This is a genomic window from Neptunitalea chrysea (assembly GCF_027924145.1).
Lineage (GTDB): Bacteria > Bacteroidota > Bacteroidia > Flavobacteriales > Flavobacteriaceae > Neptunitalea > Neptunitalea chrysea.
The window spans coordinates 21,885-47,927 of record NZ_BRVP01000007.1; the positions used below are offsets into that span (position 1 = coordinate 21,885).

29 protein-coding genes and 1 pseudogene are annotated in these 26,043 nt (G+C 34.2%); 12 read left to right on the forward strand and 18 right to left on the reverse strand.

Translation table 11 applies throughout. The features are described 5' to 3' along the window. Positions 1 to 129: 129 nt before the first annotated feature. The 4 genes from pruA to NBRC110019_RS06190 form a co-directional block, all read right to left on the reverse strand. A complete protein-coding gene (gene pruA, locus NBRC110019_RS06175; protein ID WP_281753329.1) occupies positions 130 to 1,758 on the reverse strand; it encodes an L-glutamate gamma-semialdehyde dehydrogenase in 1,629 nt (542 codons plus the stop codon). 120 nt (positions 1,759 to 1,878) lie between these two features. Continuing rightward, positions 1,879 to 2,265: a Co2+/Mg2+ efflux facilitator ApaG/CorD gene (apaG, locus tag NBRC110019_RS06180; RefSeq protein WP_281753331.1), complete on the reverse strand. Its 387-nt coding sequence runs from the start codon at positions 2,263 to 2,265 to the stop codon at positions 1,879 to 1,881. Position 2,266: 1 nt separating this feature from the next. Continuing rightward, positions 2,267 to 3,463 (reverse strand): DUF3667 domain-containing protein, encoded by a 1,197-nt coding sequence (locus NBRC110019_RS06185; protein ID WP_281753332.1) that lies wholly within the window; start codon positions 3,461 to 3,463, stop codon positions 2,267 to 2,269. Between the two features lie 34 nt (positions 3,464 to 3,497). After that, positions 3,498 to 4,739 carry a type IX secretion system plug protein gene (locus NBRC110019_RS06190; RefSeq protein WP_281753334.1) on the reverse strand — a complete coding sequence of 414 codons (1,242 nt, stop codon included), beginning with the start codon at positions 4,737 to 4,739 and terminating at the stop codon, positions 3,498 to 3,500. A gap of 192 nt (positions 4,740 to 4,931) precedes the next feature. On the opposite strand from NBRC110019_RS06190, the gene NBRC110019_RS06195 reads away from it, so the two are divergent. From NBRC110019_RS06195 to NBRC110019_RS06235, 9 genes are all read left to right on the forward strand, one after another. Beyond that, a complete protein-coding gene (locus NBRC110019_RS06195; protein WP_281753335.1) occupies positions 4,932 to 6,272 on the forward strand; it encodes a Na(+)-translocating NADH-quinone reductase subunit A in 1,341 nt (446 codons plus the stop codon). Between the two features lie 14 nt (positions 6,273 to 6,286). Then, a complete protein-coding gene (locus NBRC110019_RS06200; RefSeq protein ID WP_373876993.1) occupies positions 6,287 to 7,474 on the forward strand; it encodes an NADH:ubiquinone reductase (Na(+)-transporting) subunit B in 1,188 nt (395 codons plus the stop codon). 3 nt (positions 7,475 to 7,477) lie between these two features. Continuing rightward, the gene (nqrC, locus tag NBRC110019_RS06205; RefSeq protein ID WP_281753336.1) at positions 7,478 to 8,200 is read left to right on the forward strand and encodes an NADH:ubiquinone reductase (Na(+)-transporting) subunit C; all 723 of its coding nucleotides are present in this window, start codon (positions 7,478 to 7,480) and stop codon (positions 8,198 to 8,200) included. A 6-nt stretch (positions 8,201 to 8,206) separates the two neighbouring features. Next, entirely contained in the window at positions 8,207 to 8,929 is a 723-nt protein-coding gene (locus NBRC110019_RS06210; protein WP_281753338.1) for an NADH:ubiquinone reductase (Na(+)-transporting) subunit D, read from the forward strand. A gap of 33 nt (positions 8,930 to 8,962) precedes the next feature. After that, positions 8,963 to 9,583: an NADH:ubiquinone reductase (Na(+)-transporting) subunit E gene (gene nqrE / locus NBRC110019_RS06215; RefSeq protein WP_281753339.1), complete on the forward strand. Its 621-nt coding sequence runs from the start codon at positions 8,963 to 8,965 to the stop codon at positions 9,581 to 9,583. A 22-nt stretch (positions 9,584 to 9,605) separates the two neighbouring features. Then, on the forward strand, positions 9,606 to 10,889 hold the full coding sequence (gene nqrF, locus NBRC110019_RS06220) for an NADH:ubiquinone reductase (Na(+)-transporting) subunit F (protein WP_281753340.1): 1,284 nt from the start codon (positions 9,606 to 9,608) through the stop codon (positions 10,887 to 10,889). A 198-nt stretch (positions 10,890 to 11,087) separates the two neighbouring features. Then, positions 11,088 to 11,912 (forward strand): phage tail-like protein, encoded by an 825-nt coding sequence (locus tag NBRC110019_RS06225; RefSeq protein ID WP_281753342.1) that lies wholly within the window; start codon positions 11,088 to 11,090, stop codon positions 11,910 to 11,912. An 84-nt stretch (positions 11,913 to 11,996) separates the two neighbouring features. Further along, positions 11,997 to 12,356, forward strand: coding sequence for a DUF8840 domain-containing protein (locus NBRC110019_RS06230; protein WP_281753344.1), 360 nt, complete (start codon positions 11,997 to 11,999; stop codon positions 12,354 to 12,356). 3 nt (positions 12,357 to 12,359) lie between these two features. Next, entirely contained in the window at positions 12,360 to 13,376 is a 1,017-nt protein-coding gene (locus NBRC110019_RS06235; RefSeq protein WP_281753346.1) for an FAD:protein FMN transferase, read from the forward strand. Positions 13,377 to 13,731: 355 nt separating this feature from the next. Here the strand turns inward: NBRC110019_RS06235 and NBRC110019_RS06240 are convergent, their stop codons facing one another. From NBRC110019_RS06240 to NBRC110019_RS06275, 8 genes and pseudogenes are all read right to left on the reverse strand, one after another. Next, a complete protein-coding gene (locus tag NBRC110019_RS06240; protein WP_281753348.1) occupies positions 13,732 to 13,998 on the reverse strand; it encodes a fibronectin type III-like domain-contianing protein in 267 nt (88 codons plus the stop codon). A 26-nt stretch (positions 13,999 to 14,024) separates the two neighbouring features. After that, positions 14,025 to 14,396 carry a glycoside hydrolase family 3 protein gene (locus NBRC110019_RS06245; protein WP_281753556.1) on the reverse strand — a complete coding sequence of 124 codons (372 nt, stop codon included), beginning with the start codon at positions 14,394 to 14,396 and terminating at the stop codon, positions 14,025 to 14,027. Next, positions 14,397 to 14,537, reverse strand: a complete 141-nt coding sequence (locus NBRC110019_RS06250) for a hypothetical protein (protein WP_281753350.1) — start codon at positions 14,535 to 14,537, stop codon at positions 14,397 to 14,399. 36 nt (positions 14,538 to 14,573) lie between these two features. Beyond that, positions 14,574 to 15,026 (reverse strand): glycoside hydrolase family 3 C-terminal domain-containing protein, encoded by a 453-nt coding sequence (locus tag NBRC110019_RS16850; protein ID WP_309297641.1) that lies wholly within the window; start codon positions 15,024 to 15,026, stop codon positions 14,574 to 14,576. Beyond that, positions 15,018 to 15,596: pseudogene (locus NBRC110019_RS06260) on the reverse strand (glycoside hydrolase family 3 protein); the annotation flags it as partial. The gene NBRC110019_RS16850 and the pseudogene NBRC110019_RS06260, both read right to left, overlap by 9 nt. A 43-nt stretch (positions 15,597 to 15,639) precedes the next feature. Then, a complete protein-coding gene (locus tag NBRC110019_RS06265; RefSeq protein ID WP_281753352.1) occupies positions 15,640 to 15,855 on the reverse strand; it encodes a hypothetical protein in 216 nt (71 codons plus the stop codon). A gap of 79 nt (positions 15,856 to 15,934) precedes the next feature. After that, entirely contained in the window at positions 15,935 to 16,942 is a 1,008-nt protein-coding gene (locus NBRC110019_RS06270; RefSeq protein WP_281753354.1) for a hypothetical protein, read from the reverse strand. 2 nt (positions 16,943 to 16,944) lie between these two features. After that, on the reverse strand, positions 16,945 to 17,322 hold the full coding sequence (locus NBRC110019_RS06275; protein ID WP_281753356.1) for a hypothetical protein: 378 nt from the start codon (positions 17,320 to 17,322) through the stop codon (positions 16,945 to 16,947). A gap of 260 nt (positions 17,323 to 17,582) precedes the next feature. Here NBRC110019_RS06275 and NBRC110019_RS06280 point away from each other — a divergent pair, with 260 nt between their 5' ends. Further along, entirely contained in the window at positions 17,583 to 18,341 is a 759-nt protein-coding gene (locus tag NBRC110019_RS06280; RefSeq protein ID WP_281753358.1) for an NUDIX hydrolase, read from the forward strand. Positions 18,342 to 18,424: 83 nt separating this feature from the next. On the opposite strand, the gene NBRC110019_RS06285 is transcribed toward NBRC110019_RS06280, so the two are convergent. The 6 genes from NBRC110019_RS06285 to NBRC110019_RS06310 all read right to left on the reverse strand — a co-directional run bounded on the left by NBRC110019_RS06285 (position 18,425) and on the right by NBRC110019_RS06310 (position 24,279). Then, positions 18,425 to 19,192, reverse strand: coding sequence for a class I SAM-dependent methyltransferase (locus tag NBRC110019_RS06285; RefSeq protein ID WP_281753360.1), 768 nt, complete (start codon positions 19,190 to 19,192; stop codon positions 18,425 to 18,427). 1 nt (position 19,193) lies between these two features. Then, on the reverse strand, positions 19,194 to 20,012 hold the full coding sequence (map, locus tag NBRC110019_RS06290; protein WP_281753362.1) for a type I methionyl aminopeptidase: 819 nt from the start codon (positions 20,010 to 20,012) through the stop codon (positions 19,194 to 19,196). Position 20,013: 1 nt separating this feature from the next. Next, on the reverse strand, positions 20,014 to 20,421 hold the full coding sequence (locus NBRC110019_RS06295; RefSeq protein ID WP_281753364.1) for a BT0820 family HAD-type phosphatase: 408 nt from the start codon (positions 20,419 to 20,421) through the stop codon (positions 20,014 to 20,016). A 118-nt stretch (positions 20,422 to 20,539) separates the two neighbouring features. Further along, positions 20,540 to 22,837: a M1 family metallopeptidase gene (locus NBRC110019_RS06300; RefSeq protein ID WP_281753366.1), complete on the reverse strand. Its 2,298-nt coding sequence runs from the start codon at positions 22,835 to 22,837 to the stop codon at positions 20,540 to 20,542. A 69-nt stretch (positions 22,838 to 22,906) separates the two neighbouring features. After that, entirely contained in the window at positions 22,907 to 23,416 is a 510-nt protein-coding gene (locus NBRC110019_RS06305) for a DUF6702 family protein (RefSeq protein ID WP_281753369.1), read from the reverse strand. An 80-nt stretch (positions 23,417 to 23,496) separates the two neighbouring features. Next, positions 23,497 to 24,279 carry a BamP family beta-assembly machinery protein gene (locus NBRC110019_RS06310; RefSeq protein ID WP_281753371.1) on the reverse strand — a complete coding sequence of 261 codons (783 nt, stop codon included), beginning with the start codon at positions 24,277 to 24,279 and terminating at the stop codon, positions 23,497 to 23,499. Between the two features lie 117 nt (positions 24,280 to 24,396). Here NBRC110019_RS06310 and pepE point away from each other — a divergent pair, with 117 nt between their 5' ends. Then, positions 24,397 to 25,098 carry a dipeptidase PepE gene (pepE, locus tag NBRC110019_RS06315; RefSeq protein WP_281753373.1) on the forward strand — a complete coding sequence of 234 codons (702 nt, stop codon included), beginning with the start codon at positions 24,397 to 24,399 and terminating at the stop codon, positions 25,096 to 25,098. Positions 25,099 to 25,101: 3 nt separating this feature from the next. Further along, a complete protein-coding gene (locus tag NBRC110019_RS06320; RefSeq protein ID WP_281753375.1) occupies positions 25,102 to 26,016 on the forward strand; it encodes a glutaminase in 915 nt (304 codons plus the stop codon). Positions 26,017 to 26,043: the final 27 nt, after the last annotated feature.

The window sequence follows — 26,043 nt, forward strand, 5'->3', positions numbered from 1 at the left end:
TATTGGATGGCATTATAATAATATTGGAGGTGTAAACATTGGAGGGATGGCTTTAGGGTTGCAATACATTATAAATTAAAAAGAGCCAGCATTTGCTGACTCTTTTAATAGCTACTATTTTAATACTCTCTATTCTCCTAAAAACGGATATCTATAATCTATAGGAGATACAAATGTTTCTTTAATTAATCTTGGAGAAACCCATCTTAACAAGTTAATTGCAGAACCTGCTTTGTCGTTGGTTCCTGATGCTCTGGCACCACCAAATGGTTGCTGTCCTACAACAGCTCCGGTTGGTTTGTCGTTAAGGTAGAAGTTACCTGCTGCATTTTCCAATACCTGTGTAGCTTCTGTAAGTGCATACCTGTCTTGAGAAAATACGGCTCCTGTTAAAGCGTACTCAGAAGTTTCGTCAACAAGTTTTAACGTGTCAGCCCATTTTTCATCTTCGTATACATATATAGTTACTACCGGACCAAAAAGCTCAGTCTCCATAGTGGTGTACTTAGGGTTGGTGGTTAAAATTACCGTAGGCTCAATAAAGTACCCTTTTGATTTGTCATAGTTACCACCTGCAATAATTTCTGCATCAGCGTCTGCTTTGGCTTGGTCAATATATTTAGCTAGTTTGTCAAAAGAACCTTCGTGAATTACCGCAGTAATAAAATTACTCATGTCTTCAGGAGAGCCTATTTTAAAAGAAGCTACATCTTCTTTCACGTAATTTAAAATGGTTTCTGCTTTAGATTTAGGTAAGTATACTCTTGAAGCAGCGCTACATTTTTGTCCCTGAAATTCAAAAGCACCTCTAGAAATGGCAGTTGCTACTTGCTTTTCTATAGAGCTAGGGTGTGCAATAATAAAATCTTTACCCCCAGTTTCACCTACAATTCTAGGGTAGGTTCTATAATTATGGATGTTGGCTCCTATTTTAGACCATATGTTTTTAAATACGTTTGTAGATCCGGTAAAGTGAATACCTGCAAAATCAGGACTCGCTAAAACAGTATCGGTAATCATTGCAGGATCACCATAAACTACGTTGATAACGCCGTCTGGTACACCGGCTTCTTTGAATACATCTACAATTACTTTTGCAGAATATACTTGACTATCACTAGGTTTCCATACAACTACGTTACCCATCATTGCTGCGCTCGCTGGTAAGTTACCAGCAATAGCAGTAAAGTTGAATGGAGTAACAGCGTATACAAAACCTTCTAAAGGACGGTGCTCTACACGATTCCAAATTCCTTTGTCAGATGCTGGTTGGTCTTCGTAGATTTCGGACATGTACTCAACATTAAAACGGAGGAAGTCTATAATCTCACAAGCCGAGTCAATCTCTGCTTGATATATGTTTTTAGATTGCGCTATCATAGTAGCTGCGTTCATTTTATCTCTATAAGGTCCAGAGATAAGTTCAGCGGCTTTTAAAAATATAGCAGCTCTTTGTTCCCATGGCATAGCAGCCCACTTGGTTTTTGCTTCCAGCGATGTAGCAATAGCTTTTTCTATATGTGATTTTTCAGCTAAGTGGTACAAACCAACAACATGCTGATGGTCGTGAGGTGGGGTGATGTTTGCGGTATTACCAGTTTTTATTTCTTCAGCACCAATGTACATAGGGATTTCTACAGTACTATTGTAAAATGCTTTATATTGTTCTAAAACAGACGCTCTTTCAGGGCTTCCCGATGCATACGATTTAACAGGTTCGTTAATAGCAACAGGGACTTGAAAAAAACCTTTTCCCATATCTTCTAATTGTTTTAAAAAAATTATTATTTGCTTTTCACAAATGTATAATTTTAAAAACAGATAATTGTAGTTAAAAGCGTTAGAATACTCTTAATGTTATGTACTTAGTGTAAATTATTAATTAATTGCAAAAGGAGCGTTTAATCTAAAGGTAGGTACAATAACCTTAAACTTTTTAGTGGTAGTGAAGTTTACCACATTAAAATATCCCTTCATTGCTCCAATAGGAGATGCTAATAAACATCCTGAATTATAAGTGTGCGATTCTCCTGGTTTAATAACTGGTTTTTTACCAATAACACCTTCCCCGTCAACAAATTCTACGTCGTTTAGAGAGTCTAAAATATCCCAGTGTCTTGATACAAGTTGTACAGAATCTTTACTTTGATTTTCAATGGTAATCCAATACCCAAAAGCATAGTGCATTTTATAGTTTTTGAAGAAAGTACCTTCAAAAGACGTGCTAACTGTTATTTTAATACCTCGGGTTACTTGTGTTACCATCTTAATACATGATGAAGCTAATTAGTGCAAATATACTTATAAATAGTACTGCTAATATACTAAAAAAGGTATTGATATAGACGTATTTAATAAAAGTTTTAATTCTAGACTGGTCATAAAACCTACGCATTGCTTTATATAAGTAGATAATATTGTAAAAATATAAGATGAGGAATAGTGTTGCTGAGAAAGATGATTCTCCGAAAGGGAGTGTTACTAATGTCCAAATAAGTATAGAGAGAATAAGGATGGTTAAGGTTTGGTAGCAAAATACCATATGATCCATGTATAAAAATTTCTTTTTGGAATAGATAAGCCAAATAAAAAATGCAAGGAATGGTACTGTAAAGAAAATAACAAACGGTAATTTGTTTATAATAAAGGAAATATAAAGGCTTGGAGAGTTTTTAATTCGGTGTTTATTGAAAGCGAATTTGTAGGAGATTTGATTTTCCCAAGAATGGGGGAGTCTCATATCTTTTAAAAGGTTGTCTAAGGAGTATATTTTTTTTTGTTTTATTCCGTAGTGAAAAGCATCAGCTTTAAAATCAATTCTTTTGATTATTCTGGGAACGTTTTGAGAAATAGAATCAAAGAATTTAGGGGCATTAAAATAATGTATTGAGTCTTTAATTTGTTGGACGGAATCTTGGTTAGCTTCTTTTTCAGCTTCTTCCTGAGATTCTTTCTTTTTATTTGCGCTATTAATAGTTATAAATTGTTTAGCTTTTTCACGCGTTTCTTTATCTTCATCAGCTAATTCTTTTTCTATTGAGTCGTTTATGGCTTCGGTAGAAGGAATTTTTCCGAAAATATCTTGGCTTTTATCGTTTACAAAATCATCTATTTGCCAAAGATCAATAAAAAGTAGTAAAATAATAATGTATAGAAATGATATGCTTAGGAAAAACCGAAAAGGATTTGAATAATTCATTCGTTTTCCTAAGGTAAATTCTTTTGTAATTTTCCCTGGGTATCTGAACATAACCCAGATGGTTTTTCTGAATTTAGAATCGTACGAGAAAATGGTGTCAAAAAAGTCTCTAATTAAATCTAAAAAAGTGATTCTTTTGGTAGAATTTATTTGAGAACATTTTGGGCAATATCTATCACTTAAATCTAGTGGGTGCTTGCAGTTAAGACATTCTGTTCCTCTATATTTAAGTTGTTTGCGTTTGCTTTTTATTTTTTTCCACATACATTTAGTTGGTTGCTGTTTGCGTGTAGTAGGTTTAGTTACTAATGTACTTGCTATTTCCGTAGCCTATGCCTATAAGGCTGTCATATAAATCTCCATATCCTCTATAATAAAGTAGTACCATGTAGCTGTTTTCGGTTTGGTAAAAATTACCATCAATAAAATCGTAGTCTACATTATTATTGCTATCTACAATAACATATTTGTAATTGTAAAAACCTTGTTTTAATAATGTAGTTGTTTGTAAAAGTCCTGTATGGTCATCTTTTTCTAGTTTAAATTCTTCAGAAAGTTCGTAGTTGGTGAATTTGCCAAAAACATATACATCGTTAAATCCAATATAGGGATCATATTCTAGGCTAAAATGTACATAGGTGTATTCTGCTTCAGTTTCATTATTTCTACCGTTAGTTGTATTTAAAACAAAGTCCCCATTAATGTCTGGGAAATAAGTGTACAATTTGTTATTGCGTCTTTCTGCAGTATATAAATAGGTGTGATAGATGTTTTGTAATTCTATGCTTCGAACCCCATTACCCGATACAAGTACATTTTTATTATCGAAATTAAGGTATTCATTCCCAGCCCAAAAGGCAGTTTCTTGATCGTATTTATATACAAGACGATTTCCTAATGTGTACTGAGGTTTAATGTCTTTAATGGCAGTATTCCAGTTATAATTTTGTAGAATTACTGTTTTTAATTGTTGTTGAGGATTGATGATTGATGAGGTGTTGCTTATTTCAAAATGAACGACTTGTTTAGTTGTCGAGTAGTTTAAATCTCTTGATCGTTTAATTTCTACATCAATGCCATGGCTGGCTTTATATACCACAAACCTTCTAGAGAACATGAGCTCATCGTAGTCGTTGTATATTTCTAAAAGGTAGTTTCCAGTGATGGATAATCTTGTCTGGGTATTTGGTAAAGTGAGAGTGTAATGCGAGTATGATTGTAGTGTGGTAAAAGAGTTTTCGTAGGTGGTAATTCGTTGGTCATCAATACCATTAAGGTATTGACTTTTGCTTAGGTTTGAAGGTGTCCAGTCGTAGTTACAATGAATGATTTTATAGTAATAATCAGCTTCGGATGCCGTTAGATCATCAAACTCTAACGTAAAATATTCGCTAAGTGTAATAACAGGGAATTGGTCGTCTGTTGGGCCTTTGAAAATGATTGTTTTGATATAGTCAGGTGGTGTAACTTCCTTTTTTTCTTGAGAATAGGAAAAAAGAGATATAAAGGTTAAACTGAATAAAATATATATTCTTTGCATTTTTACACTTCTAAATTTCGATAAATATAATCAAAATATTGTGTTAAAGATAAAATGTTAATTTTGAATTTTCTACGTTTATTTAGAATAAATATAAATAAACGATCAAATGAAATATGCCTTAAAAAAATAAGTGTAATTCAGTAAATTTGCGAGGATTTTTATGCAACTAATATATCAAATCAAGTAAATATGTCAAACGACATTCGTATTAAAAAAGGCTTAAATATCAAGCTCAAAGGAGAGGCGGAATGCCTACTTTCGGAAGCGCCAAGGTCTAAAGTCTTTTCTATAAAACCTTCAAATTTTCATGACGTTACCCCTAAAATGGTTGTAAGAGAGGGAGACACCGTTAAGGCTGGAGAGACTATATTTTTCTCAAAATATAGTAGTTCAGTTAAATTTGTGTCGCCTGTAAGTGGAAAAGTTAAGGAAGTTAGAAGAGGTGCCAAGCGCGTTATTTTAGATGTGTTAATTGAAGCAGACGCTACAGATACGTTTGTAGAGCATGGTGTTAAATCTCTTGCTGCCATGAGCAGTGATGAGGTTAAACAGTCTTTGTTAGATAGTGGTTGTTGGCCATTTATAAAGCAACGCCCTTATGACGTTATAGCTAATCCTGCAGATGCACCAAAAGCAATTTTTATTTCAGGGTATGATACAGCTCCGCTTGCGGCTGATGTAACATTTGCATTGAAAGATAAAAAAGATGCTTTTCAGGAAGGTGTCAATGCGCTTACCAAGTTAACTACTGGGAAGGTACATTTAAGCATTGATAAAACGTCTTCTTCTTATTTTAAAGAAATTACAGGAGTTGAACTTCATGGGGTTTCTGGTCCGCACCCGGCAGGAAATGTTGGAGTTCAAATTCATCATATAGATCCTATAAATGCAGGAGAGCGTGTTTGGGTAGTAAGTCCTCAGGATGTTGCTATCATCGGAACACTTTTCTTAACGGGGAAATTTGATGCTTCCAGAGTTATTGCATTAGCAGGTTCATGTATTAGTGAGCCGAAATATTACCAAACTAAAATAGGAGCTTCGGTTTCTGATATTATTGGTAGTGTTTCTGAAGATTGTAGAATTATCTCTGGAGACGTATTGACGGGTGATAAAGTAACTGCTGATGGGTTTTTAGGTTTCTATGATAATGAGATTACTGTAATACCTGAAGGTAATAATTACAGATTTTTAGGGTGGATGCCATTTAAAGATAACTCTGTACATAGTTATGCTAAAACTTCTTTTGCTTGGTTATCTGGTAAAAAGTTTGATGCTAATACAAACATAAATGGTGAAGAGCGTGCTCTTGTTGTTACCGGCGAAATGGAGAAAGTAATGCCTATGGATGTATATCCAATGCAATTACTTAAAGCATGTATGATTTTAGACTTGGAGAAAATGGAAAGTCTAGGTATTTACGAAGTTGTTCCAGAAGATTTTGCCTTGGTAGATTATGTATGTACTTCTAAAATTGAAGCACAGGAAATAATCAGACAAGGGTTAGATGTAATGATTAAAGAAGTTGGTTAATAATTACAGGTATTATGAGTTTAAGAGATAAAATAGATAATTTTAAGAAGCCTTTTGCGAAAGGCGAAAAATATGAAAAGTGGGCACCTGCTGTTAATGCATTAGACACTTTTTTGTTTGTTCCTAATCACACTACAAAAAAAGGAGCACACATTAGAGATGGTGTTGACTTAAAAAGAACCATGATTACTGTAGTTATTGCACTTATACCTGCTTTAATTTATGGTATGTATAATACAGGATACCAACACAACGTACAAACAGGTGAGGCTGTAGATTTTATGAGCTGTTTTATGTTTGGTTTGTGGAAAGTGTTACCAATGATTGTGGTTTCTTATGCAGTTGGTTTAGGTATTGAATTTGCCTTTGCTATTTATAGAGGTCACGAGGTAAACGAAGGGTATCTTGTTTCAGGATTACTTATTCCTATGATTATGCCGGTAGATATACCTTTATGGATGGTAGCGGTTTCAGTAGTTTTTGCAGTTGTAATTGGTAAAGAAGCTTTTGGTGGTACTGGGATGAATATTTTGAATCCTGCGTTAACAGCCAGAGCTTTTGCATTTTTTGCATATCCTACTTTTATGTCTGGTAACAAAGTATGGGTTGCCGATGCTTCTACTACAGATGCTATTTCTGGTGCTACAATTTTAGGACAACTTGCCGAGGGTAAAGGAGATAAAGTTACAGATGTATTAAATATGGTTCATGACAAGTATGATGCTTGGAGTATGTTTTCTGGTGCTATACCTGGTTCTATTGGAGAAACTTCAACTTTATGGATTTTAGTTGGAGCTGCTATTTTAATACTTACAGGTGTTGCTAGCTGGAGAATTATGGTAGGTGGTGTTATAGGAGCAACTATTATGGGACTTATTTTTAACGTGTTTCATGTAAATGCATTAATGACTTTAGCATGGTATGAACATTTAATGATTGGAGGTTTTGCTTTTGGTCTTGTGTTTATGGCTACCGATCCGGTATCGGCTGCTCAGACTACTAAAGGAAAATGGATTTATGGTGTTTTGGTTGGGATGTTCTGTATTATGATTAGAATATTTAACCCTGCATATCCTGAAGGAGTAATGATGGCAATCTTGTTACTTAATGTATTTGCACCAACTATTGACCATTATGTGGTTGAGGCTAGTGTAAATAGAAGAAAGAGGAGATTGGCTGTTAAACAACTAAAAACTACGTAAGTCATGAATAGAGATAGTAACGCATATACTTTTATATTTGCTATTGTAATGGTAATTATTGTTGCATTTACATTAGCATTTACTTCTGAATCTTTAAAAGACAGACAGAACGAGAATATAAAGAATGAGAAAATGCAAAATATCCTTTCTACCATTGGAGTAGAGGTAGAGAGAGATGCAGCAAAGCCTTTATTTGATAAATATTTTACCACTGAAAATCAATTAGCACTAAACAACGATGGAACTGTAGATAAAGATGAAGTTGCTTTTGACATTGATTTAACTAGTGAAATTAAAAGACCAGAGAGTGAACAACATTATCCGTTATTCATAGCTAAATTGGATGGTGAAACATTTTATGTAATACCATTAAGAGGAGCAGGTCTTTGGGATGCTATCTGGGGATATATTGCTTTAGATAGTGATTTAAATACTATTAAAGGTGTTGTTTTTGATCACAAAGGAGAAACTCCTGGATTAGGAGCAGAGATAACTCAAGGATGGTTTCAGGCACGTTTTCATGATAAGAAAATTGAAGATGAGGGTGGAAAATTTGTTGGTATCACTGTGATGAAAGGCGGAAGCGCTGGGAATGATAATGCTGTAGATGCAATTTCTGGAGCAACTATTACTAGTAAAGGTGTAGAGGCAATGATAAAAGAGCGTTTAGAGCATTATCTTGCTTACTTTAAAAAACAAGAATCAACAATAGCTTTAAAGAACTAAAGAGTTATGGAGAATAAAGTAAAAGAAAATAGTGTGAAAGCACCAATAGTGCTTTTTGTAGCTAAGGAAAAAGAGCCTCTTTTTTCTAAGAAAAACAGAAAGTTACTTTCAGATCCTTTAGATGATAATAACCCTATTACAGTACAGGTACTAGGTATTTGTTCTGCTTTGGCAATTACAGTACAGTTAAAACCTGCTATTGTAATGTCGTTAGCGGTAATGGCAGTTGTTACGTTTAGTAACCTTATTGTATCACTTTTAAGAAACTTAATTCCTAATCGTATTCGTATTATCGTTCAATTAGTTGTTGTTGCAGCTTTAGTAATTTTGGTAGACCAAGTATTGAAAGCATTTGCTTATGATGTAAGTAAACAGCTTTCGGTATTCGTAGGTTTAATTATTACCAACTGTATTGTAATGGGACGTTTAGAAGCCTTTGCTTTAGGTAACGGTCCATGGAAATCGGTTCTTGATGGTATTGGTAACTCTGCTGGTTATGGAGCAATTTTAATTATTGTTGCATTCTTTAGAGAATTACTTGGATCTGGTAAATTATTAGGTTTCCCAATTTTTGGTGAAAAAGGAGCTACGATGGCTGACTCTACAGGTTTATATGCATTGGGATATGAGAATAACGGTTTAATGTTATTATCACCAATGGCACTTATTATTGTTGGTATTCTTATATGGGTGCAACGTGCGCGTAACCGTAAATTAATTGAAAACTAATCGGGTTTTTATAACTAAAAAAATATTAGTAGAATGCAAGAGTATATTAATCTTTTCGTAAGAAGCATTTTCATAGATAATATGATTTTCGCATATTTCCTAGGAATGTGTTCTTATTTAGCAGTTTCTAAGTCTGTTAAAACAGCAGTAGGTTTAGGGGCGGCAGTAATCTTTGTATTATTTGTTACTGTGCCTGCAAACTATATGTTAGATAAGTATTTATTAAGACCCGGAGCTTTAAGTTGGTTAGGTGAAGAGTACGCCAGTATGGATTTAAGCTTTTTGAGTTTTATCATGTTTATAGCCGTAGTAGCTTCTATGGTACAATTAGTAGAAATGATTGTTGAAAAATTTGCTCCGGCACTTTATAGTGCGTTGGGTATCTTTTTACCTCTTATTGCGGTAAACTGTGCTATCCTTGGAGGATCGTTATTTATGCAACAAAAAGATTTTTCTAATGTTGGTTTAGCTGCCACTTATGGTTTAGGTTCTGGTGTAGGTTGGTTCTTGGCTATATTAGCAATCGCAGCTATTAGAGAGAAAATAACTTATTCTAATGTTCCCGCTCCGTTAAAAGGGTTAGGTATTACCTTTATTATTACTGGGCTAATGGCTATTGGGTTCATGAGTTTTATGGGTATAAGTTTAGATTAATTAGTAAAGAAGATATTATACTATGGTAATTATAGCAAGTTTAGTGGTTTTCTTAGGGTTAATCCTATTATTAGTAGGTATACTTTTAGGAGCTAAAGCAAAATTAGTTCCTTCAGGGCCTGTAACCTTAAAGATAAACGGAGAAAAAAATGTAGAAGTTTCCTCAGGAAGTTCACTATTAGGAACGTTAGGTAATAATAAAATATTTTTACCTTCTGCCTGTGGTGGTGGTGGTACCTGTCTACAGTGTAAGTGTAAGGTATTAGAAGGTGGTGGAGAGGCATTGCCAACAGAGGTGCCTAACTTTACAAGAAAAGAGTTAAAAGATGGATGGAGATTAGGATGTCAGGTGAAAGTAAAGCAAGACATGATAATCGAAGTTCCAGAAGAGATTTTTGGGATTAAAAAATGGGAAGCTGAAGTGGTACGTAACTATAACGTTGCTTCTTTTATTAAGGAATTTGTAGTTAGAATTCCTGAAGATATGGATTATGAAGCTGGTGGGTACATTCAGATTGAGATTCCTACTTGTGAGGTAAAATATAGTGATATTGATATCACAGCTCACCCAGAGGAGCACGAAACTCCTGATAAATTTAAATTAGAGTGGGATAAGTTTAACTTATGGCCATTAGTAATGAAAAATGCTGAGACAGTAGAAAGAGCTTATTCAATGGCTTCTTACCCTGCTGAAGGTAGAGATATTATGTTGAACGTTCGTATTGCTACTCCGCCATGGGACAGAGCTAAGAACGGATGGATGGATGTGAATCCAGGGGTGGCTTCTTCATACATCTTCTCTAGAAAACAAGGCGATAAAGTAATTATTTCTGGTCCTTATGGTGAATTCTTTATTAACCATTCTGATGCTGAAATGTTATATGTAGGTGGTGGAGCAGGTATGGCACCAATGCGTTCGCACTTATATCACTTATTCAAAACGTTGAAAACAGGAAGAAAAGTTTCTTACTGGTATGGTGGACGTTCTAAGCGTGAGTTGTTCTACTTAGAACACTTCCGTGAATTAGAAAGAGAATTCTCTAACTTTAAATTCTATATTGTATTATCTGAACCATTACCAGAAGATAACTGGAAGGTGAAAGAAGATACAGATAGCGAAGGTGACGGATTTGTTGGATTTGTTCACCAGGCGGTAATAGATAAATATTTATCTAAGCATGATGCTCCTGAAGATATTGAATTCTATTTCTGTGGACCTCCAATGATGAACAAGGCTGTTGTTAACATGTGTGACGATTGGGGTGTGCCGAAAGAAAATGTTCGTTTCGACGACTTTGGTGGATAATAAACCATTTATCGATATAAATAAGAGGGCTGTCTGGTTAAGACAGCCCTTTTTTTGTCGACAATTGGTAGGGCGAAATAGTTTATCGGAGGATAGTTGTTATTTGTCGAAACCAAATTTTAACCTATCGGAACTACTCATTTTTAGATAGTTAGTGTTTGTATTTTTGGTGTATCTATTAGATTAAAACTGTTAGCTATGAAAAAAGTATTCACCTTTGTTGTTTTGTTTATGATGTTTAATGGAGCTTTGGCTCAGGTAGGAATAGGAACAACTAATCCGCAAGGTATTTTGGATATTGTTTCTGATGACTCGACTTTAGTTTTACCAAGAAATGAAGATCCTGATGGAGCAGATAATGTTGCTGGTAACTTTGACGATGGTATAATAAACCCTGTTGAAGGTATGATTGTGTATGATAAGACAGATAAAGTGGTTCGTTTTTATGATGGTACTACTTGGCAAATTTTAAATGTAGGTGGGGAAACTCCAGTAAAAAACGAAGGTACTGTAAAAATTGAAAGTGCTGCAGGTGGTGATCCTTATTTGAATATAAATCAAAACTATGAGGTTAACGTTTACCAACCGATTACGTATAGTGGAAATTTGGTCTTTGCAGGTTCTCCGGTGACCGATTGGCCTGAAAATGATACAAATCCAACTCAAAGCAGTATTTACAATTCCAATTTAGGTACGTTTATTGAAAATGGTGTTTTAGGTCAAGTACATTTATGGAGAGTGGAGGTTGCTTATGAGAAAACTGGAGCTGGATCTAATTCGGAAACCAAGTTAACTTTTAAAATGGATAATAATAGTTCTGTAGATTCATATGTTTTAGAACAATCTACATTTGCATTTTCTAATACAGGTACTGTATCCTTTTTAATGATGACAATAGCTAACAGTGAAAGTCTGCCAGCACCTTATGGAGTGGGTAAAGGGTATAGCTTCTTTATCAAATCTTCTGCTAAAATTAAATTGACTGTAAAAGATGTTACACGTGTGTCAGTACATAAGGACTAACAAGTTTTATATAAAGTAATTACTTATTTAAAATAATTCCTGAAGTTGACTAGTTTCAATTTCAGGATATTTATTTTTGTAGCTATGGAAGTACTAACAGAACAGGAGCTGCATAATTTAGCTATGAACATTGTAGGTAAAGAGCTTGAGGCTAGAAAGTGGGAATTTTTAGCTGTGAATTCTCAGTTAAAAAGAGATCCCCAGTTTGTTTGTGTAGATGTTAATAAGAAAAAGCATTTTGTAATAGTACGGGTAATTTTGTATCCTGATAATCCGCATGACATAGATTATGTTTTTATGGAAACTATTAAGCAGCATGCTTTAAAGTTTAATGCCAACACGTATTATGCAGGTGTTGGTTTGGCGAATGCTACAGATTATCAAAAGCCAGTAGCAAAGAATGATGATTACGTAGTTAGTTATAATGGTATTGTTGAAATATAAATTATGAAAAATATATGTGTGCTGCTTGCTCTTATAGGAGTGTTTGCAAGTTGTGAGAAAAAAGAAGAAATTAAAGAGTTTGTTATACAAGGAACTGCTCAGGGGAGTACGTATGCTATTAAATATGTTAGCGAGTCGGAAGTAGTTTCAAAAAAGCAAATCGATTCTATTTTTGCGGTTATTGATAATTCGATGTCTACTTGGGTGCCTACTTCTATAGTAAGTAAAGTGAATGACGGAGACACATTAGTGGTAGTTGATGATCATTTTAAAAAGGTAATGAAGGCTTCCGAGCGTATTTTTATGGAGTCTGATAGCTTGTTTGACCCTACAGTAGGAACATTGATGAAGGTATATGGTTTTGGCCCTAAAAAACAAATAAAACATTTGTCAAGAGAGCAGCTTGATAGTGTTATGGATTATATAGGGCTGGAGAAAGTGAGATTACGCCCCGATGGTACGATTTCAAAATTATACCCGGAAATCTATATGGACTTCAACTCAATTGCTCAGGGGTATTCTGTAGATGTATTAGTTGATTTTTTAAAAGCCAATGGAATTAACAATGCAATTGTTGAAGTAGGAGGTGAATTAGCGGCAATAGGGACGAATACATTGAAGGACAAAAATTGGGTAGTTGGGATAGATGATCCTTTACAGGATCCTTATGAACCACGAAAGTTGATAGCAAGAATTAATATTCAAGATTTGGGGATGGCTACATCTGGTAATTATCGTAAAGTGATATTAGATACCGTTACGGGTGAAAAATACGTACATACAATGAACCCTAAAACGGGTTTGCCGCAAAAAGGTACGATTTTAAGTGCTACTGTTTTAGCTGAAAAAACAATGAGAGCTGATGGATTAGCTACCGCTTTTATGACGATGGATGTAGATAAAAGTATTGGATTTTTAAAAATGCATCCTGAAATTTATGCATACTTTATTTATATGGATGATAGCAACAAAGAGCAGTTTTATCAAACGGAGAATTTTAAAAAACTTATGTTGGAGTAGGTAGTGCTAATGTTTTTTAATTTCTGATATAAGTGGGATAAACTCCTATCCAAAAATGTGCAGAACTAAATAATAGCAAAATGTAGCCAAACTTTGTGGAGAACCTTTTATAGTAGGTTCATTTTTCATACTTCTATTTCTCTATGTTTATGTATCCCTATATGATGGCTGATTATATTAAATCAACAAAGTGATTCTTTCAGTGGAGTTTTTTATGAATTAGTAACAGTGTTTTTAGATTTCTTAAACGTTACGTAATGAATAAAGAATCTACTTATCTGTTTAGGATATTCAGTGCTATAAAATAAAAGAACGCCCGTATTTCAGGGCGTTCTATTTGGATTGTGATTTAGCTTTATTTTACGCTAATTTGTAGTTTTTGTAAGTCTTCATTTTGAGAAGAATTCCCTACATATATGCTATAGTCTATTTTCTCTACTTTCCATGATTTACTATTAACATCCCAGTACGCTAGCTCTTTTACAGGGATTTTCACCTTAATATTTTGAGATTCACCAGTGTTCAAGTATGTTTTTTCAAAGCCTTTTAAAACTTTCATAGGTCGTTCAATTTTAGCATTTTCATACCCTACATATACTTGCATTACTTCTCCTCCCTTCATATTCTCGATGTTGGTTATAGTGCAATTTACCTCGATGGTATCGTTTTCAGAATATGTTTTTTGTCTGTTGTAATATTATTGAATTTGAACTGGGTATAGCTTAAACCAAATCCGAAATGAAAAGAAACGGGAATGTTCTTTTTTTCTGCTAGTGTGTACCCTAAATAATAATTATATTCCACGTCAAAGGGGTCTATATATTTATCCTCATTTATTTCCCATTGTTTTTGCATTTTTAAATGACTGTCTGGAAATGGCGGATAATCGTTTTCATTTTTAAAAATACTGTAGGGCAGTTTTCCTGAAGGATTTACTTTTCCGAACAAAATGTTGGCTAGGGCGTTTCCACCGTTCTGTCCCGGAACTCCACCAATTATTAAAGAAGGAGCTCTGTTAATTCATTGCGATACAATAGGAGGACCTCCTCCAAATACTACCACGGCAACATTTTTACTGTAACGAGACGTTAGATTGATTAAATTAATATCGTCTTGATGGAGATTCATATTTTGTCTGTCTCCTCCTCCTGGTAAGGACATGATATCCAATCCTTCGGAAGTATGAAAGTTTTCGGCTTAATCAAGCGCTGTAAACCCTACACAAACAATAACTGCATCTGCTCTTGAAGCTAATTTTTGAAATTCATCCTTATTTTTACCGTCAGTATACCATACCGCAACATCGGTGCCTTTCAGATATCTTTTAACCCCTTTATAAGGTGTTATTCTTAAATGGCTTGGCACTTCAGGTGTGTGAGCGTATTGTCCCAAATTATCATATTTGGCAAGCTCTCCAACTAATAGAATATTTTTTATTTTAGATGTGTTAAATGGCAACACATTATCATTTTTTAGGAGCACCATAGCTTTTTCGGCCGTTTCCTGAGAATGGGCTTCGTTATTGTCCCGTACATTTTTATCCAATTTATGTGGGTTGCTAAATCCGTATTCCAATTTTTTTCTTAGCACTTGTAAAACCGCTTTATCAACATCCTTCCAAGTAATTTGTTTTCTATCAATAGCAGCCATTATAGAGTCTTGGCTATAATAGTGACGCATAGGCAATTCAATATTTAAACCTGCTTTTAAAGATTTTGCAGTGCTATAGGTCCCGTACACCCAATCTGAAATTAAAAACCCATCAAAGCCCCAATCATTTCTTAAAATATCGGTTAAAAGGTGTTCGTTTTCAGAACAATGCACTCCATTCACTTTATTATATGAAGTCATGAAAGCCGTTATGTTTCCTTCCTGCACCATTTTCTTGAATTGTGGCATATACACTTCTCTCATAACCCTTTCATTAGCAATAGCGTTCAAGTTAAAACGGTTGTTTTCAATATTGTTTAAAATGAAGTGTTTACTGCAAGCCATAACCTTGCCATTAGCCTGAATTCCTTTCACCAACTCAGTTCCTAACGCACCCGATAAAAACGTGTCTTCGCCATAAGATTCCTCGGATCTACCTCCTCTTGGGTTTCTCAATAAGTTGGCAGTACAACTACCCAACAATGTTCCGCCTGAGGCTTCCATTTCTGAAGCCATGGCTTGTCCTACTCTATATTCAAGGTCTTTATCAAATGTAGCGGCTCTTAATAAGGTGGTTGGAAAGGCCGTCCATTTACCGCCTGTTTTAACCCCTTTATGTCCATCTGCCCAATATAGGGTAGGGGATACCTAATTTTTTATTGCCTCCACTTGGAGTGTGTATTGATTTGCCTGTAAGACCTGTGTGTATTAAGTCTTTAAAGATGTGACTTTTATAGTTGTCTATTCCGTTTAGTTCTCTTATTTTTTGCTCCGGTGTCATTTTAGATAAGATATCTTCTGCCGAAACTTTTTCCTGAGCATTTGCCATTGTACCCAATAGTATGCTTATAAAGAATATGTATATACATATTCTTTTATTAACGTCCATAATTATTGAGGATAAAATATTATTTTATTTTTAATCTGTATTTTAAACCTAAGAAAGCACCGTTAAGTAATGGGCCTGCAACATTGGAACCTGCTCCATCAAGGTTGAAGTAACCACCAGAAGCAATGAGATCGTCATTAATTTCCCAGTTTGCTTGCGGGTATATTAAAAAAGAGTGTCCAGTACTATCGCCATCAGGTTGTGGTGTAATTACGTAGTTGGTTACTAGAGTTAATTTAAGTTTTTGATTCATCCATGTTTTTGTGAATATGCCTGTTACCCCTTGAACATAGCCTTTAAATTGCCCAAATAATTGTTGCGAAAGTAGTTTTTCGGTATCATCTGAGGCTGCGATTTCAAAGTTTGGGGTATATTTTCCTTTGTACGCCATTATCAAGGTAAAGTTATCTAGCTTAGTGCTATTCCAAAATTGTTTTATAAATCCTGCAGAAAATTCTAAATTGGATTGAGGAATAAAGCCCTCATCATCATTATTTTCAATTTTAGAATAAGCAGCTTCTGCAGAGATTAGTAATTCGTTGCTTGGATCTGCATCCTTTCCGTCTGATTTTCCTGCGAATCGATGCATAAAATCACCACCAAATACTTGCATCTTATATGGCTGATTAAAGGCGTACGGACCTACCTCTTGGTCGTATCCAGTATTAACTCCTGGTGAGGTGCTGTAGCCATTGTAGTAGGATAGTGAGGCACCATCAGGTCCTCCGTTTAAATTTAATTTGGTTGCAAATGATCCATTTTTAAATTTCTTTTCCGGTAACGAATCATCTATTGTGGCAACAGGTATGTTCAATAAATCTAACCTAACAACATCCATTTTGTAAATGGGTATTGCTATAACTTCCCACTCTAAATTAGGGTTAATGTACACTTTTGTCTTTAGCATAAAGTTGTACATTTTTTGGTCATTACCATTAGCTGTTAAGAAAAATCCATTTGAAGGGCTTATGTTATTGGTAGGGTTGGCTCCAATTCCTCTTCCCCATTGTACATTTTGGTTACCCAAAGTTACTTCAATATCATGATTCCTAAACCAACATACAAATCTCGAATTTCAATTTCGGTTTCACTAACTCCAAAGAAATCTCCATTACGAGCTCTTATCTCTCCTTTAAAGAAACCATAGCCTTTAGTAAAGCCTTTTGCATAGTCGGCTTTAATTGTTGCTTCACCAAAAACGTTTGCGTAATCAAAAGTTTCTCCTGCTCCCCATGAAGAGCCTCTTAAGTATCCTTGGAGTGATTGATGCTCATCGGGATAAACTACCAAGTTAGGCATTAAGGTTGTTAATGGATCAGTTATCGAATTTGGGTAAATCAACGATTGTGCTTTTAAACTGCCAGAGATAGTTATTGCAACTACTAGCAGAAATATAAATTTTTTCATTAATACGGTTAATTTTTGTTATACAATCTAGTTAAGTTTTATCCAGTAAAAATTCTTACGTGTTTGGAGTAAAAAAGTTTACGGATAATTTATTGATTTATTTCAAAGCAATGATAAAGCGTTTTTTTAGAAAAAAAATAAGCGCTTATTTTTTTGTGAAAAAAGTATTGTAGTGTGTTTTTTTGAGAAAAAAGTTTTGTATGGTTTTAATTTGTTGTATTTTTTAGAGACTTTTGTATTTTGAAAATTTAGAGAAAGAAATGGAGAATGAAGAAAACGAAAAAGAGCTTCAGGAGTCTCATTATCTTGAATCAAACTTTCTACCACATATAGCTCTCGATTGTGTTGTTTTTGGCTTTGATAGCGAGCAATTACAATTGAAGGTACTGATGTTAAAAATGAAGCACAGAGAAGATTGGGGGCTTCCTGGAGGGTTTGTAGGAAAACGCGAAAACTTGGAAGACGCTGCTATACGAGTTTTGAAAGAACGCACAGGAGCTAAAGATATTTACCTAAAGCAATTTAAAACCTTTGGTAAAGCAAACCGAACAGATGAAATTATTGAAGGAAATACAAATGTTCTGTGGCTAAAAAGGCGTTTTATTACAGTCGGTTTTTATGCATTGGTAGATTATAAGCAGGTAAAACCTAATAAAGATAAGCTTTCTAGTGATTGTGGTTGGAAAGACATAAAAGATCTTCCGGCAATTATGTTAGACCATCAAACTATTTTTGAAGAAGGATTAGAAAGCCTTCGTAGGAGTCTAATGTTAAGACCTGTGGGATATGGTCTACTACCCGAAAAATTTACCTTGTCGGAACTGCAAAACTTATATGAAATTATATTAGATAGGAAATTAAATCGTGGGAATTTCTATCGAAAAGTGATGAAATATCAAATTCTGGAGAAGCTTAACGAGATACGAAATATAGGTGCGCATAAGGCTCCGTTTCTTTATAGATTTAATAAAGAGAGATATGATGATGCCGTAACAAATGGTTTAAAAGATATTTGGTAATAGCTTCGGGGGTTATTAAAAAAGAAGCATTTGTGAATATCATTTCCTATTAGTAACCTTAAAAAATTGTTATGCTACTCATCTTAAGGTTTGTGGCATACTGGGATAATTTCTCCTTTTGCAAGACAATAGGTATTTACTTGCTCTTGCGGTATTTTGTTGGTATAATCTTCTTCAATAACCTTGAAGCCAATACTTCTTAACTTATCAAAATAGTCCATTCCGTATACCCTTACATGGTCGTATTGTCCAAAAATTTCTGCACGCTGCTTTTTGTCGGTAATAGTATTATCTTCAAAAGTAACTTCTCTGTTATAGTCTTGCGGAATTTGTAAAATAGCCATACCACCGGGCTTTAAAACCCTGAATAATTCCTGCATAGCCTTTGTGTCATCGGGGATATGTTCTAAAACATGATTGCAAAAAATTACATCGTAGGAGTTGTCTTTAAATGGTAGATTACAAATATCTGCTTTTACATCTGCCAAAGGAGAATTAAGATCTGTAGTGGTATACTCGAGATTTTGCATCTTTCTAAATCTTTTATAAAAAGCCTGTTCAGGTGCAAAATGTAAAACCTTTAATTTTTTGGTGAAAAAATCGGTTTCGTTGGTTAAGTATAACCACAATAACCGATGTCTTTCTAAAGAAAGGGTAGAAGGTGATAATACGTTGCTACGTTGAGTGCCATATCCGTAAGGTAAAAACTCTTTAAAGCTTTTTCCATCAATAGGATCAGTGTATTTGGAGCCCTTTAGAGCTATAGCAACTAAAGGACGTACTAAATAACTTAAACGAATTAAAAGGGGGCGAGGTACTGTATTCAGTACTATTTTAAATAGTTTTTTCAAATTATAATACCAATTCCTTAGCTCTAAATTCTTTTTCTTCGTCAGACGTAATACCTAATGCTTCATAAATATATCCAAAGGTAGAAAGTATTTCAGGTTGCCCATTTACTAAAGCTACATCATGTTCAAAGTGAGCAGAAGGTTTACCATCTGCTGTTACAATAGTCCACCCGTCTTTTAATTGTTTTACACGGTGCGTGCCTAAATTAATCATAGGTTCTATAGCAACTACCATACCTTCAAGAAATTTTTTACCTCGTCCTCTTTTACCGTAATTAGGCATTTGAGGATCTTCGTGCATTTTCCTACCTAATCCATGTCCTACTAATTCACGAACTACACCATATCCTTCAGCTTCACAAAAATTTTGAATAGCATACCCAACGTCACCCACACGGTTTCCGTTTTTCAATTCTCTAATTCCGCGGTATAGCGATTCCTTAGTAACCTCTAATAATTTTTTAGTTTCTGGTGCTACTTCGCCAATTTCAAAAGTATAGGCATGGTCACCATAAAATTCATTTTTTAAAGCACCACAGTCAATAGAAATAATATCACCTTCCTCTAACGGTACATCTGTTGGTAAGCCGTGCACTACCGCTTCGTTAACACTGGTTAGTAAGGTAGATGGGCAATCATATAATCCTTTAAAACCAGGTAAAGCACCATGGTCTCTTATAAAAGTTTCAGCTAGCTCGTCTAATTTGCTTGTTGTAACCCCAGGTTTTAATTCGGTGGTTAACATTCCTAAAGTTTTAGAAACAATTAAAGCACTTTCTCGCATTAATTCAATCTCTTCAAGAGTCTTAACTTCAATCATACTATTTATTTTTTATAAAGGAAAAAAGTCCCTTTTTCTGGGTTTTTTGTTCCGGTTCTTCTTTAACTAATTGTTGGTAGATAGCTCCCCAGCTTATCATTCCACCAAAATTTCTATCGTCTATAAAAATATCGGCATGAATTTTTCTGCTTATTTCTTCTGTATAAACTTCTTCTGGGTAACTTTTATTCACGGCATAAAAATCAATACCGTTTTTTTTACAAAAATCAACAGCTTCCTGTAATTTAGTTTCATTTCTGTAGGTCCAAAGAATTAATAGATGTCCTGCATCCTGAAGCTTTTTTAAAGTTTCAAAAGCAAATAGTTTAGGCGTACCGATATCAGGAAATTTATCCTCTACAATGGTGCCGTCAAAATCTATTGCTATAATAAGCTGCCCTGTTGTCATAATAACTGCAAAAATAGGAAGATTTTTGAGAAGTACTATAATCGAATGAAAGAGTAGCAATAAAAAACGGGTTCCTTAATATGGGAACCCGTTAATATTATACAATTAGGTGATTATATTATTGTTTGTTTTTGAATTTATCAAAATCACTTTCATAGGTTTCTTTAGGCCATGAATTGTTAGAAGTGTCTATATCAGCTGTTTTTTCTTTAGGGTCTATTTTAACTTTGGTTAAAACTTTATCTGATGCAATCACTTTTTTCACTTCGGCATCATTTTTTCTCCAAATCTGAGCAGGATATTTTATCGTTTCTACCGTACCATCTTCATAGGTGTACTCAACGATTAATGGCATTGGAATTCCTCCAGGTTTTTCAAATGTAATTTCGTAAAAATATTTTGGAGTTTTTAATTTTGCACGCTCCTCCGGTGTAAAATTATCCATCATATATTCGTTTAGCGATTTAGAGTTTTCAGTAGCCGTTTTACCTTTTAGAACAGCTTCGTAATCTTCGCTTCCTTCCTCAACCATGTATACTAATGGAGGTAAGTCTGATAAGGCGATATTACGTTGCTTAGCTAATTCTTTAATTTCTTTATTAGGTTTAGAGCTTACATAAAAGGTTCTCATGTTTTTAACTCCCATATCTACATAATCTGTAGTATAGAACCATCCTCTCCAGAACCAGTCTAAATCCATAGCAGAAGCATCTTCTAAAGTTCTAAAGAAATCTTCTGGTGTAGGATGTTTAAATTCCCATCTTCTCGCATATGTTTTAAATGCATGGTCAAATAATTCTTCACCCATTACTGTTTCTCTTAAAATGTTTAAAGCAGTAGCAGGTTTAGAATAAGCATTCCATCCAAATTGATGAATATTTTCAGAATTAGACATAATAGGAGAGATGTTTTCTTGATCTCCACCCATGTAAGGAATTATGTTTTTTGCAGGACCTCTTTTTGAAGGGTACTCTCCGATTTCAGGAAGGTATTTTTTCTGGAAATCTTGTTCAGCAATATATTGCATAAAGCTGTTTAATCCTTCATCCATCCATGTCCATTGACGTTCATCAGAATTTACAATCATTGGGAAGAAGTTGTGCCCAACTTCGTGAATAATTACACTAATCATCCCAAATTTAGTTCGGTCTGTATATGATCCATCTTCATTAGGTCTACCATGATTCCAGCAAATCATTGGGTATTCCATACCTTGATTTTTCGAATGTACAGAAATGGCCTTAGGATAAGGATAGTCAAAAGTATAGTTAGAGTAGCTTTTTAAAGTACTAGCAATAGCTTTAGTAGAAAATTCCCCCCATAATGGGTTACCTTCTTTAGGGTACATAGAGATAGCCATTACGGTTTTACCATTAATATCAACCGCCATAGCATCGTATATAAATTTACGAGAAGATGCAAAGGCAAAGTCACGTACATTGTTTGCTACAAAATGCCATGTCTTTGTTTTTTGGCTAAAACTTTTCTCTTTTTCTTCCGCCTCTTTTTGAGTAACGATTACTACCGGCTCATGAAATGTTTTTTGAGCCTTTTCCCATCTTTTATATTCTTTAGAAGTAAATACTTTCTTTCTGTTTTCAAGTACTCCTGTACCATCTAAAATGTGATCGGCAGGAGCTGTAATACTTACATCGTAGTTACCAAAAGGAAGTGCAAATTCTCCTCTTCCCCAAAATTGTAAGTTTTGCCACCCTTCAACATCATTGTATACACACATTCTAGGATAAAACTGAGCTATGACATATAAGTTGTTACCATCTTTATCAAAATGTTCATAACCTGAACGAGCTCTGTTGGTAACATGATTATTTACATTGTACCACCATTTAATTTTAAACGAAGTTTTTTCTCCAGGTTGTAATGGCGTATCCATATTAATACGCATCATTGTTTGGTTAATGGTGTAAGATAATGTTTTACCATTGACATTGGTTACTTCTACAATGTTAAAACCTCCGTCAAAAGGAGCCTCCAAATAGCTTTTTGTGAATGAGTTAGGTCTGGCTGCTGGGCTTAAACCTTGTTCATCGATTAAAGGAGATTTAGAATCTTTGCTTCTTACATTTTGATCTAATTGCATCCAAAGATATTCTAAAACATCAGGAGAATTATTTGTGTATGTAATTGTTTCTGAACCTGTGATTTTTTGATTTCTATCATCAAGCTCTATGTCCATAACATAGTCTGCTTGTTGTTGATAGTATGAAGGTCCTGGAGCACCAGAAGCGGTTCTGAACATATTAGGTGAAGAAAACTCCTGATATAATTGACGGAATTTGTTCGTGTTTGTATGTCCTGGCTTATGCTCTGTTTTTTCTTCTTTGTTCTGAGCATGCGTAAAACTTACTCCTAAAATAATAAGAAACACCCATAGGCTATTTAAGTGTCTGTTCATAAGTATATATTTTTGATTATGAATTTTTGGCGGAATTTACTTAATTAAAAAGAAAATGTAGTGTAAATGTTAAATTTTTAACAAAGCTTTGGTGTTATCGCGTGATAAAACAAAGCTTTTTACTTTTTCATTTAATTTGAAGTGAATTATGTTTTGTTGTTCCGGAAACATGTCAAAAAGCAAGGTGTTTTCAATTGCTATGCTTTTAATGGTAGCTATATTAATGTTTGGAACTTCTAAGTAGCATTTCATTTCATCCAATTCATATTCCTTTCCAAGGAAGTTGTATGGTGTTTCTTTGCCATTAATATATAGCTTGAATTTTTGGGTTATATATTTTTTTAAATAGGAATGAGCTTCTTTAAGTTCTTTGTCAGAGTCTAATTGGCAATTAATACCGTAGCGTTCGTTTATAGTTTGCTCAATATCGTCTATAAATATTCGAGATATAATTTGTATCGATTTGTCTTTACTTGAATAGTTTACATTTGTAGTGCTTACATAGTATTTGTGCATAGCAAAACTAAATAGTCCGCCAACTAATACTAAAAAAAAAAGTATTTTTAAGTGTTTCTTCATAGCACAAAGCAAGTATATTTTAGGTAACTATCCAAAGAAGTATATACTATGTTGCTAGAATAAAGGCATCAATGATCAGTTTATTCCTCGCTTTTTTCTGCAATTTGTTTTTTAAATTTGTCACTGCTGTCTACAAGATAATCTATGAATAAAAATTCGTTTTCTTTTTTCAGAAGATCTCTTGAAAATGGTTGAGAATCCATAAAATAGACAAACTCATTTACTTTGTTTAGAGGTATTTTAAGGTCTAAAACAAAAAATTCAAGATCATATACTTGTAACAATATTTCACTTAATTTAAGATGTGGTTTATTTTCTTCTTTGCGCTCTTTATCTCTTTTCTTAAATAAGATTTTAGCAATATTAGAAATGTTAAGACCGTTTTGTAAACCAATTGCTTGTGTTGGCATGGAGGTATTTACAAGTTCTTTAGTTCTGTTATCTTCTTCGTATTGGTATTTTCCGTATGCGGCAAATTCTTCACTTTTAGTATTAAGATATTTTTCTCTATTCTCGGGAGTAATAACCACATCTTCAAGCTCTGTGATTTTTTCATTTACTTCAATGTTTAAACGTCCATTATCAATAATAATATCTGTAATTTCAACGGATGTTAGTTCGTAATTAAATGAGGTAAAAACTAGTATGTCTTTTGGTTGTACATTAATAACAAACTCACCGTCTTCATTGGTAGATACAGCAGTTTCGGCAGTTGTATTTATAACGTTCATACCTTCTACACTTACATTTTGGTAAATTACTTTACCTCGTAGCGGCTTACGTTCGTCATCCTGAGCATTCATTTTGGTAAAAGAAAGGAGTGTAATAAATAGGGTAAGAAGGAATATTGTATTTTTTTTCATTGTATCGAAATTGTTTGGTAAAGAAATTATAAGTTTCTCAAATTTAAAAACACCTTTGTATAAACTTTTGTTAATTAATGAATATGTTCCTTAAATTTACTTAAAATATATTTAATAATGAAAAGAATGATTATAGCAAGTACTTCTACAGTTCATGGAGGTACCTATCTGTCATATATATTGCCTGAACTTGAGAAGTTTTTTGCCGAAGTAAAAACTATTTTATTTGTACCGTATGCGCGGCCGGGGGGTATTTCTCATGATGATTATACAGGTATAGCGTCTAAGGGTTTTGCCGCTATTGGTAAAGAAGTTGTGGGGTTGCATACTTTTGAGTCTCCTGAAAAAGCAGTGAAATCTGCCGAAGCTATTTTTGTTGGAGGAGGAAATACCTTTTTATTGGTAACACAACTTTACAAGAATAAAGTAATGGAAGCAATTAGAGAAGCGGTTTACAATGGGGTGCCTTATTTAGGATCTAGTGCGGGGAGTAATATTACCGGACTAACAATGCAAACCACCAATGATATGCCAATAATTTACCCGCCTAGTTTTAAAACGTTAGGGTTGGTTCCTTTTAATATCAATCCGCATTATATAGATGCCGATAAACAAAGTAAACATATGGGAGAAACCCGTGAAACCCGTATTAAAGAGTTTCATAAAATAAACACTCTGCCCGTAATAGGTTTAAGGGAAGGTAGCTGGTTAGAGGTTATCGGAGAAGAGATTACTTTGAAAGGGACTTTAAGTGCAAGAATTTTTGAGCAAGGAAGAGAGGGGTATGAAGTAGAAACAGAGACAAGCATAAAATTTTAATGAATGGAGTATCAAACTATCTTAAATGAAATACAAGATGAGGTTTTAGTGCTTGAAAGCAAAGGAGCCGTTGCAGATTATATACCTCAATTAGGGAATGTAGATGCGACTAAGTTTGGGGTGTATTTGTATGGGATAGAGAGCGAGGGTGTAAGCTTAGGAAATGCTTTTGAAAAATTTTCAATCCAAAGTATTTCAAAGGTATATTCTTTAGTGCTTGCAATGAAGGTGCTCGATAAAGATATTTGGAGCCGAGTAGGAGTAGAGCCTTCGGGAGACCCGTTTAATTCATTAACTTTATTGGAGTATGAAAACGGAATTCCCAGAAATCCGTTTATTAATTCTGGAGCTATTGTAGTAGCCGATATTTTAATGTCTTATTATCAAAATCCTAAAGAAGCCTTATTGAATTTTGTGCGTAAAATATCGGGTAACGATGCTATTGATTATAATGAAAAGGTAGCATTTTCTGAAAAAGCGCATGGTTACAGAAATGCATCTTTAGCTAATTTAATAAAGTCTTTCGGAAACATACACAATGATGTAGACGCTATCTTAGATTTTTATTTTTATCAATGTAGTTTAGAGATGTCTTGTCAGGATTTAGCTAAATCATTCATGATTTTTGCTAATAAAGGTATGCTACTAGACTCTGATGAAGTTTTAATTGAGCCTCAACAAGCGAAACGTATCAATGCTATAATGCAGACATGTGGTTTTTATGATGAATCAGGGGAGTTCTCATTTAGAGTAGGATTACCTGGTAAAAGTGGTGTTGGTGGCGGAATTGTGGCAGTACATCCTGGGTATTACAGTGTTGCTGTTTGGAGTCCGAAATTAAATAAAAAAGGGAATTCTTATTTAGGGATAGAAGCCTTAGAGCGATTGACTACAAAAACTGGTTTTTCGATTTTTTAAAAAATGATGTAAAAGGGTATTGTTTGG

Bases quoted from the DNA above. Each gene is read 5' to 3' on its own strand.
- pruA (WP_281753329.1), bottom strand. From the start codon at position 1,758: ATGGGAAAAGGTTTTTTTCAAGTCCCTGTTGCTATTAACGAACCTGTT.
- apaG (WP_281753331.1), bottom strand. From the start codon at position 2,265: ATGGTAACACAAGTAACCCGAGGTATTAAAATAACAGTTAGCACGTCT.
- NBRC110019_RS06185 (WP_281753332.1), bottom strand. From the start codon at position 3,463: ATGTGGAAAAAAATAAAAAGCAAACGCAAACAACTTAAATATAGAGGA.
- NBRC110019_RS06190 (WP_281753334.1), bottom strand. From the start codon at position 4,739: ATGCAAAGAATATATATTTTATTCAGTTTAACCTTTATATCTCTTTTT.
- NBRC110019_RS06195 (WP_281753335.1), top strand. From the start codon at position 4,932: ATGTCAAACGACATTCGTATTAAAAAAGGCTTAAATATCAAGCTCAAA.
- NBRC110019_RS06200 (WP_373876993.1), top strand. From the start codon at position 6,287: ATGAGTTTAAGAGATAAAATAGATAATTTTAAGAAGCCTTTTGCGAAA.
- nqrC (WP_281753336.1), top strand. From the start codon at position 7,478: ATGAATAGAGATAGTAACGCATATACTTTTATATTTGCTATTGTAATG.
- NBRC110019_RS06210 (WP_281753338.1), top strand. From the start codon at position 8,207: ATGGAGAATAAAGTAAAAGAAAATAGTGTGAAAGCACCAATAGTGCTT.
- nqrE (WP_281753339.1), top strand. From the start codon at position 8,963: ATGCAAGAGTATATTAATCTTTTCGTAAGAAGCATTTTCATAGATAAT.
- nqrF (WP_281753340.1), top strand. From the start codon at position 9,606: ATGGTAATTATAGCAAGTTTAGTGGTTTTCTTAGGGTTAATCCTATTA.
- NBRC110019_RS06225 (WP_281753342.1), top strand. From the start codon at position 11,088: ATGAAAAAAGTATTCACCTTTGTTGTTTTGTTTATGATGTTTAATGGA.
- NBRC110019_RS06230 (WP_281753344.1), top strand. From the start codon at position 11,997: ATGGAAGTACTAACAGAACAGGAGCTGCATAATTTAGCTATGAACATT.
- NBRC110019_RS06235 (WP_281753346.1), top strand. From the start codon at position 12,360: ATGAAAAATATATGTGTGCTGCTTGCTCTTATAGGAGTGTTTGCAAGT.
- NBRC110019_RS06240 (WP_281753348.1), bottom strand. From the start codon at position 13,998: ATGAAGGGAGGAGAAGTAATGCAAGTATATGTAGGGTATGAAAATGCT.
- NBRC110019_RS06250 (WP_281753350.1), bottom strand. From the start codon at position 14,537: ATGTCCTTACCAGGAGGAGGAGACAGACAAAATATGAATCTCCATCAA.
- NBRC110019_RS16850 (WP_309297641.1), bottom strand. From the start codon at position 15,026: ATGGCTGCTATTGATAGAAAACAAATTACTTGGAAGGATGTTGATAAA.
- NBRC110019_RS06265 (WP_281753352.1), bottom strand. From the start codon at position 15,855: ATGGCAAATGCTCAGGAAAAAGTTTCGGCAGAAGATATCTTATCTAAA.
- NBRC110019_RS06275 (WP_281753356.1), bottom strand. From the start codon at position 17,322: ATGAAAAAATTTATATTTCTGCTAGTAGTTGCAATAACTATCTCTGGC.
- NBRC110019_RS06280 (WP_281753358.1), top strand. From the start codon at position 17,583: ATGGAGAATGAAGAAAACGAAAAAGAGCTTCAGGAGTCTCATTATCTT.
- map (WP_281753362.1), bottom strand. From the start codon at position 20,012: ATGATTGAAGTTAAGACTCTTGAAGAGATTGAATTAATGCGAGAAAGT.
- NBRC110019_RS06295 (WP_281753364.1), bottom strand. From the start codon at position 20,421: ATGACAACAGGGCAGCTTATTATAGCAATAGATTTTGACGGCACCATT.
- NBRC110019_RS06300 (WP_281753366.1), bottom strand. From the start codon at position 22,837: ATGAACAGACACTTAAATAGCCTATGGGTGTTTCTTATTATTTTAGGA.
- NBRC110019_RS06305 (WP_281753369.1), bottom strand. From the start codon at position 23,416: ATGAAGAAACACTTAAAAATACTTTTTTTTTTAGTATTAGTTGGCGGA.
- NBRC110019_RS06310 (WP_281753371.1), bottom strand. From the start codon at position 24,279: ATGAAAAAAAATACAATATTCCTTCTTACCCTATTTATTACACTCCTT.
- pepE (WP_281753373.1), top strand. From the start codon at position 24,397: ATGAAAAGAATGATTATAGCAAGTACTTCTACAGTTCATGGAGGTACC.
- NBRC110019_RS06320 (WP_281753375.1), top strand. From the start codon at position 25,102: ATGGAGTATCAAACTATCTTAAATGAAATACAAGATGAGGTTTTAGTG.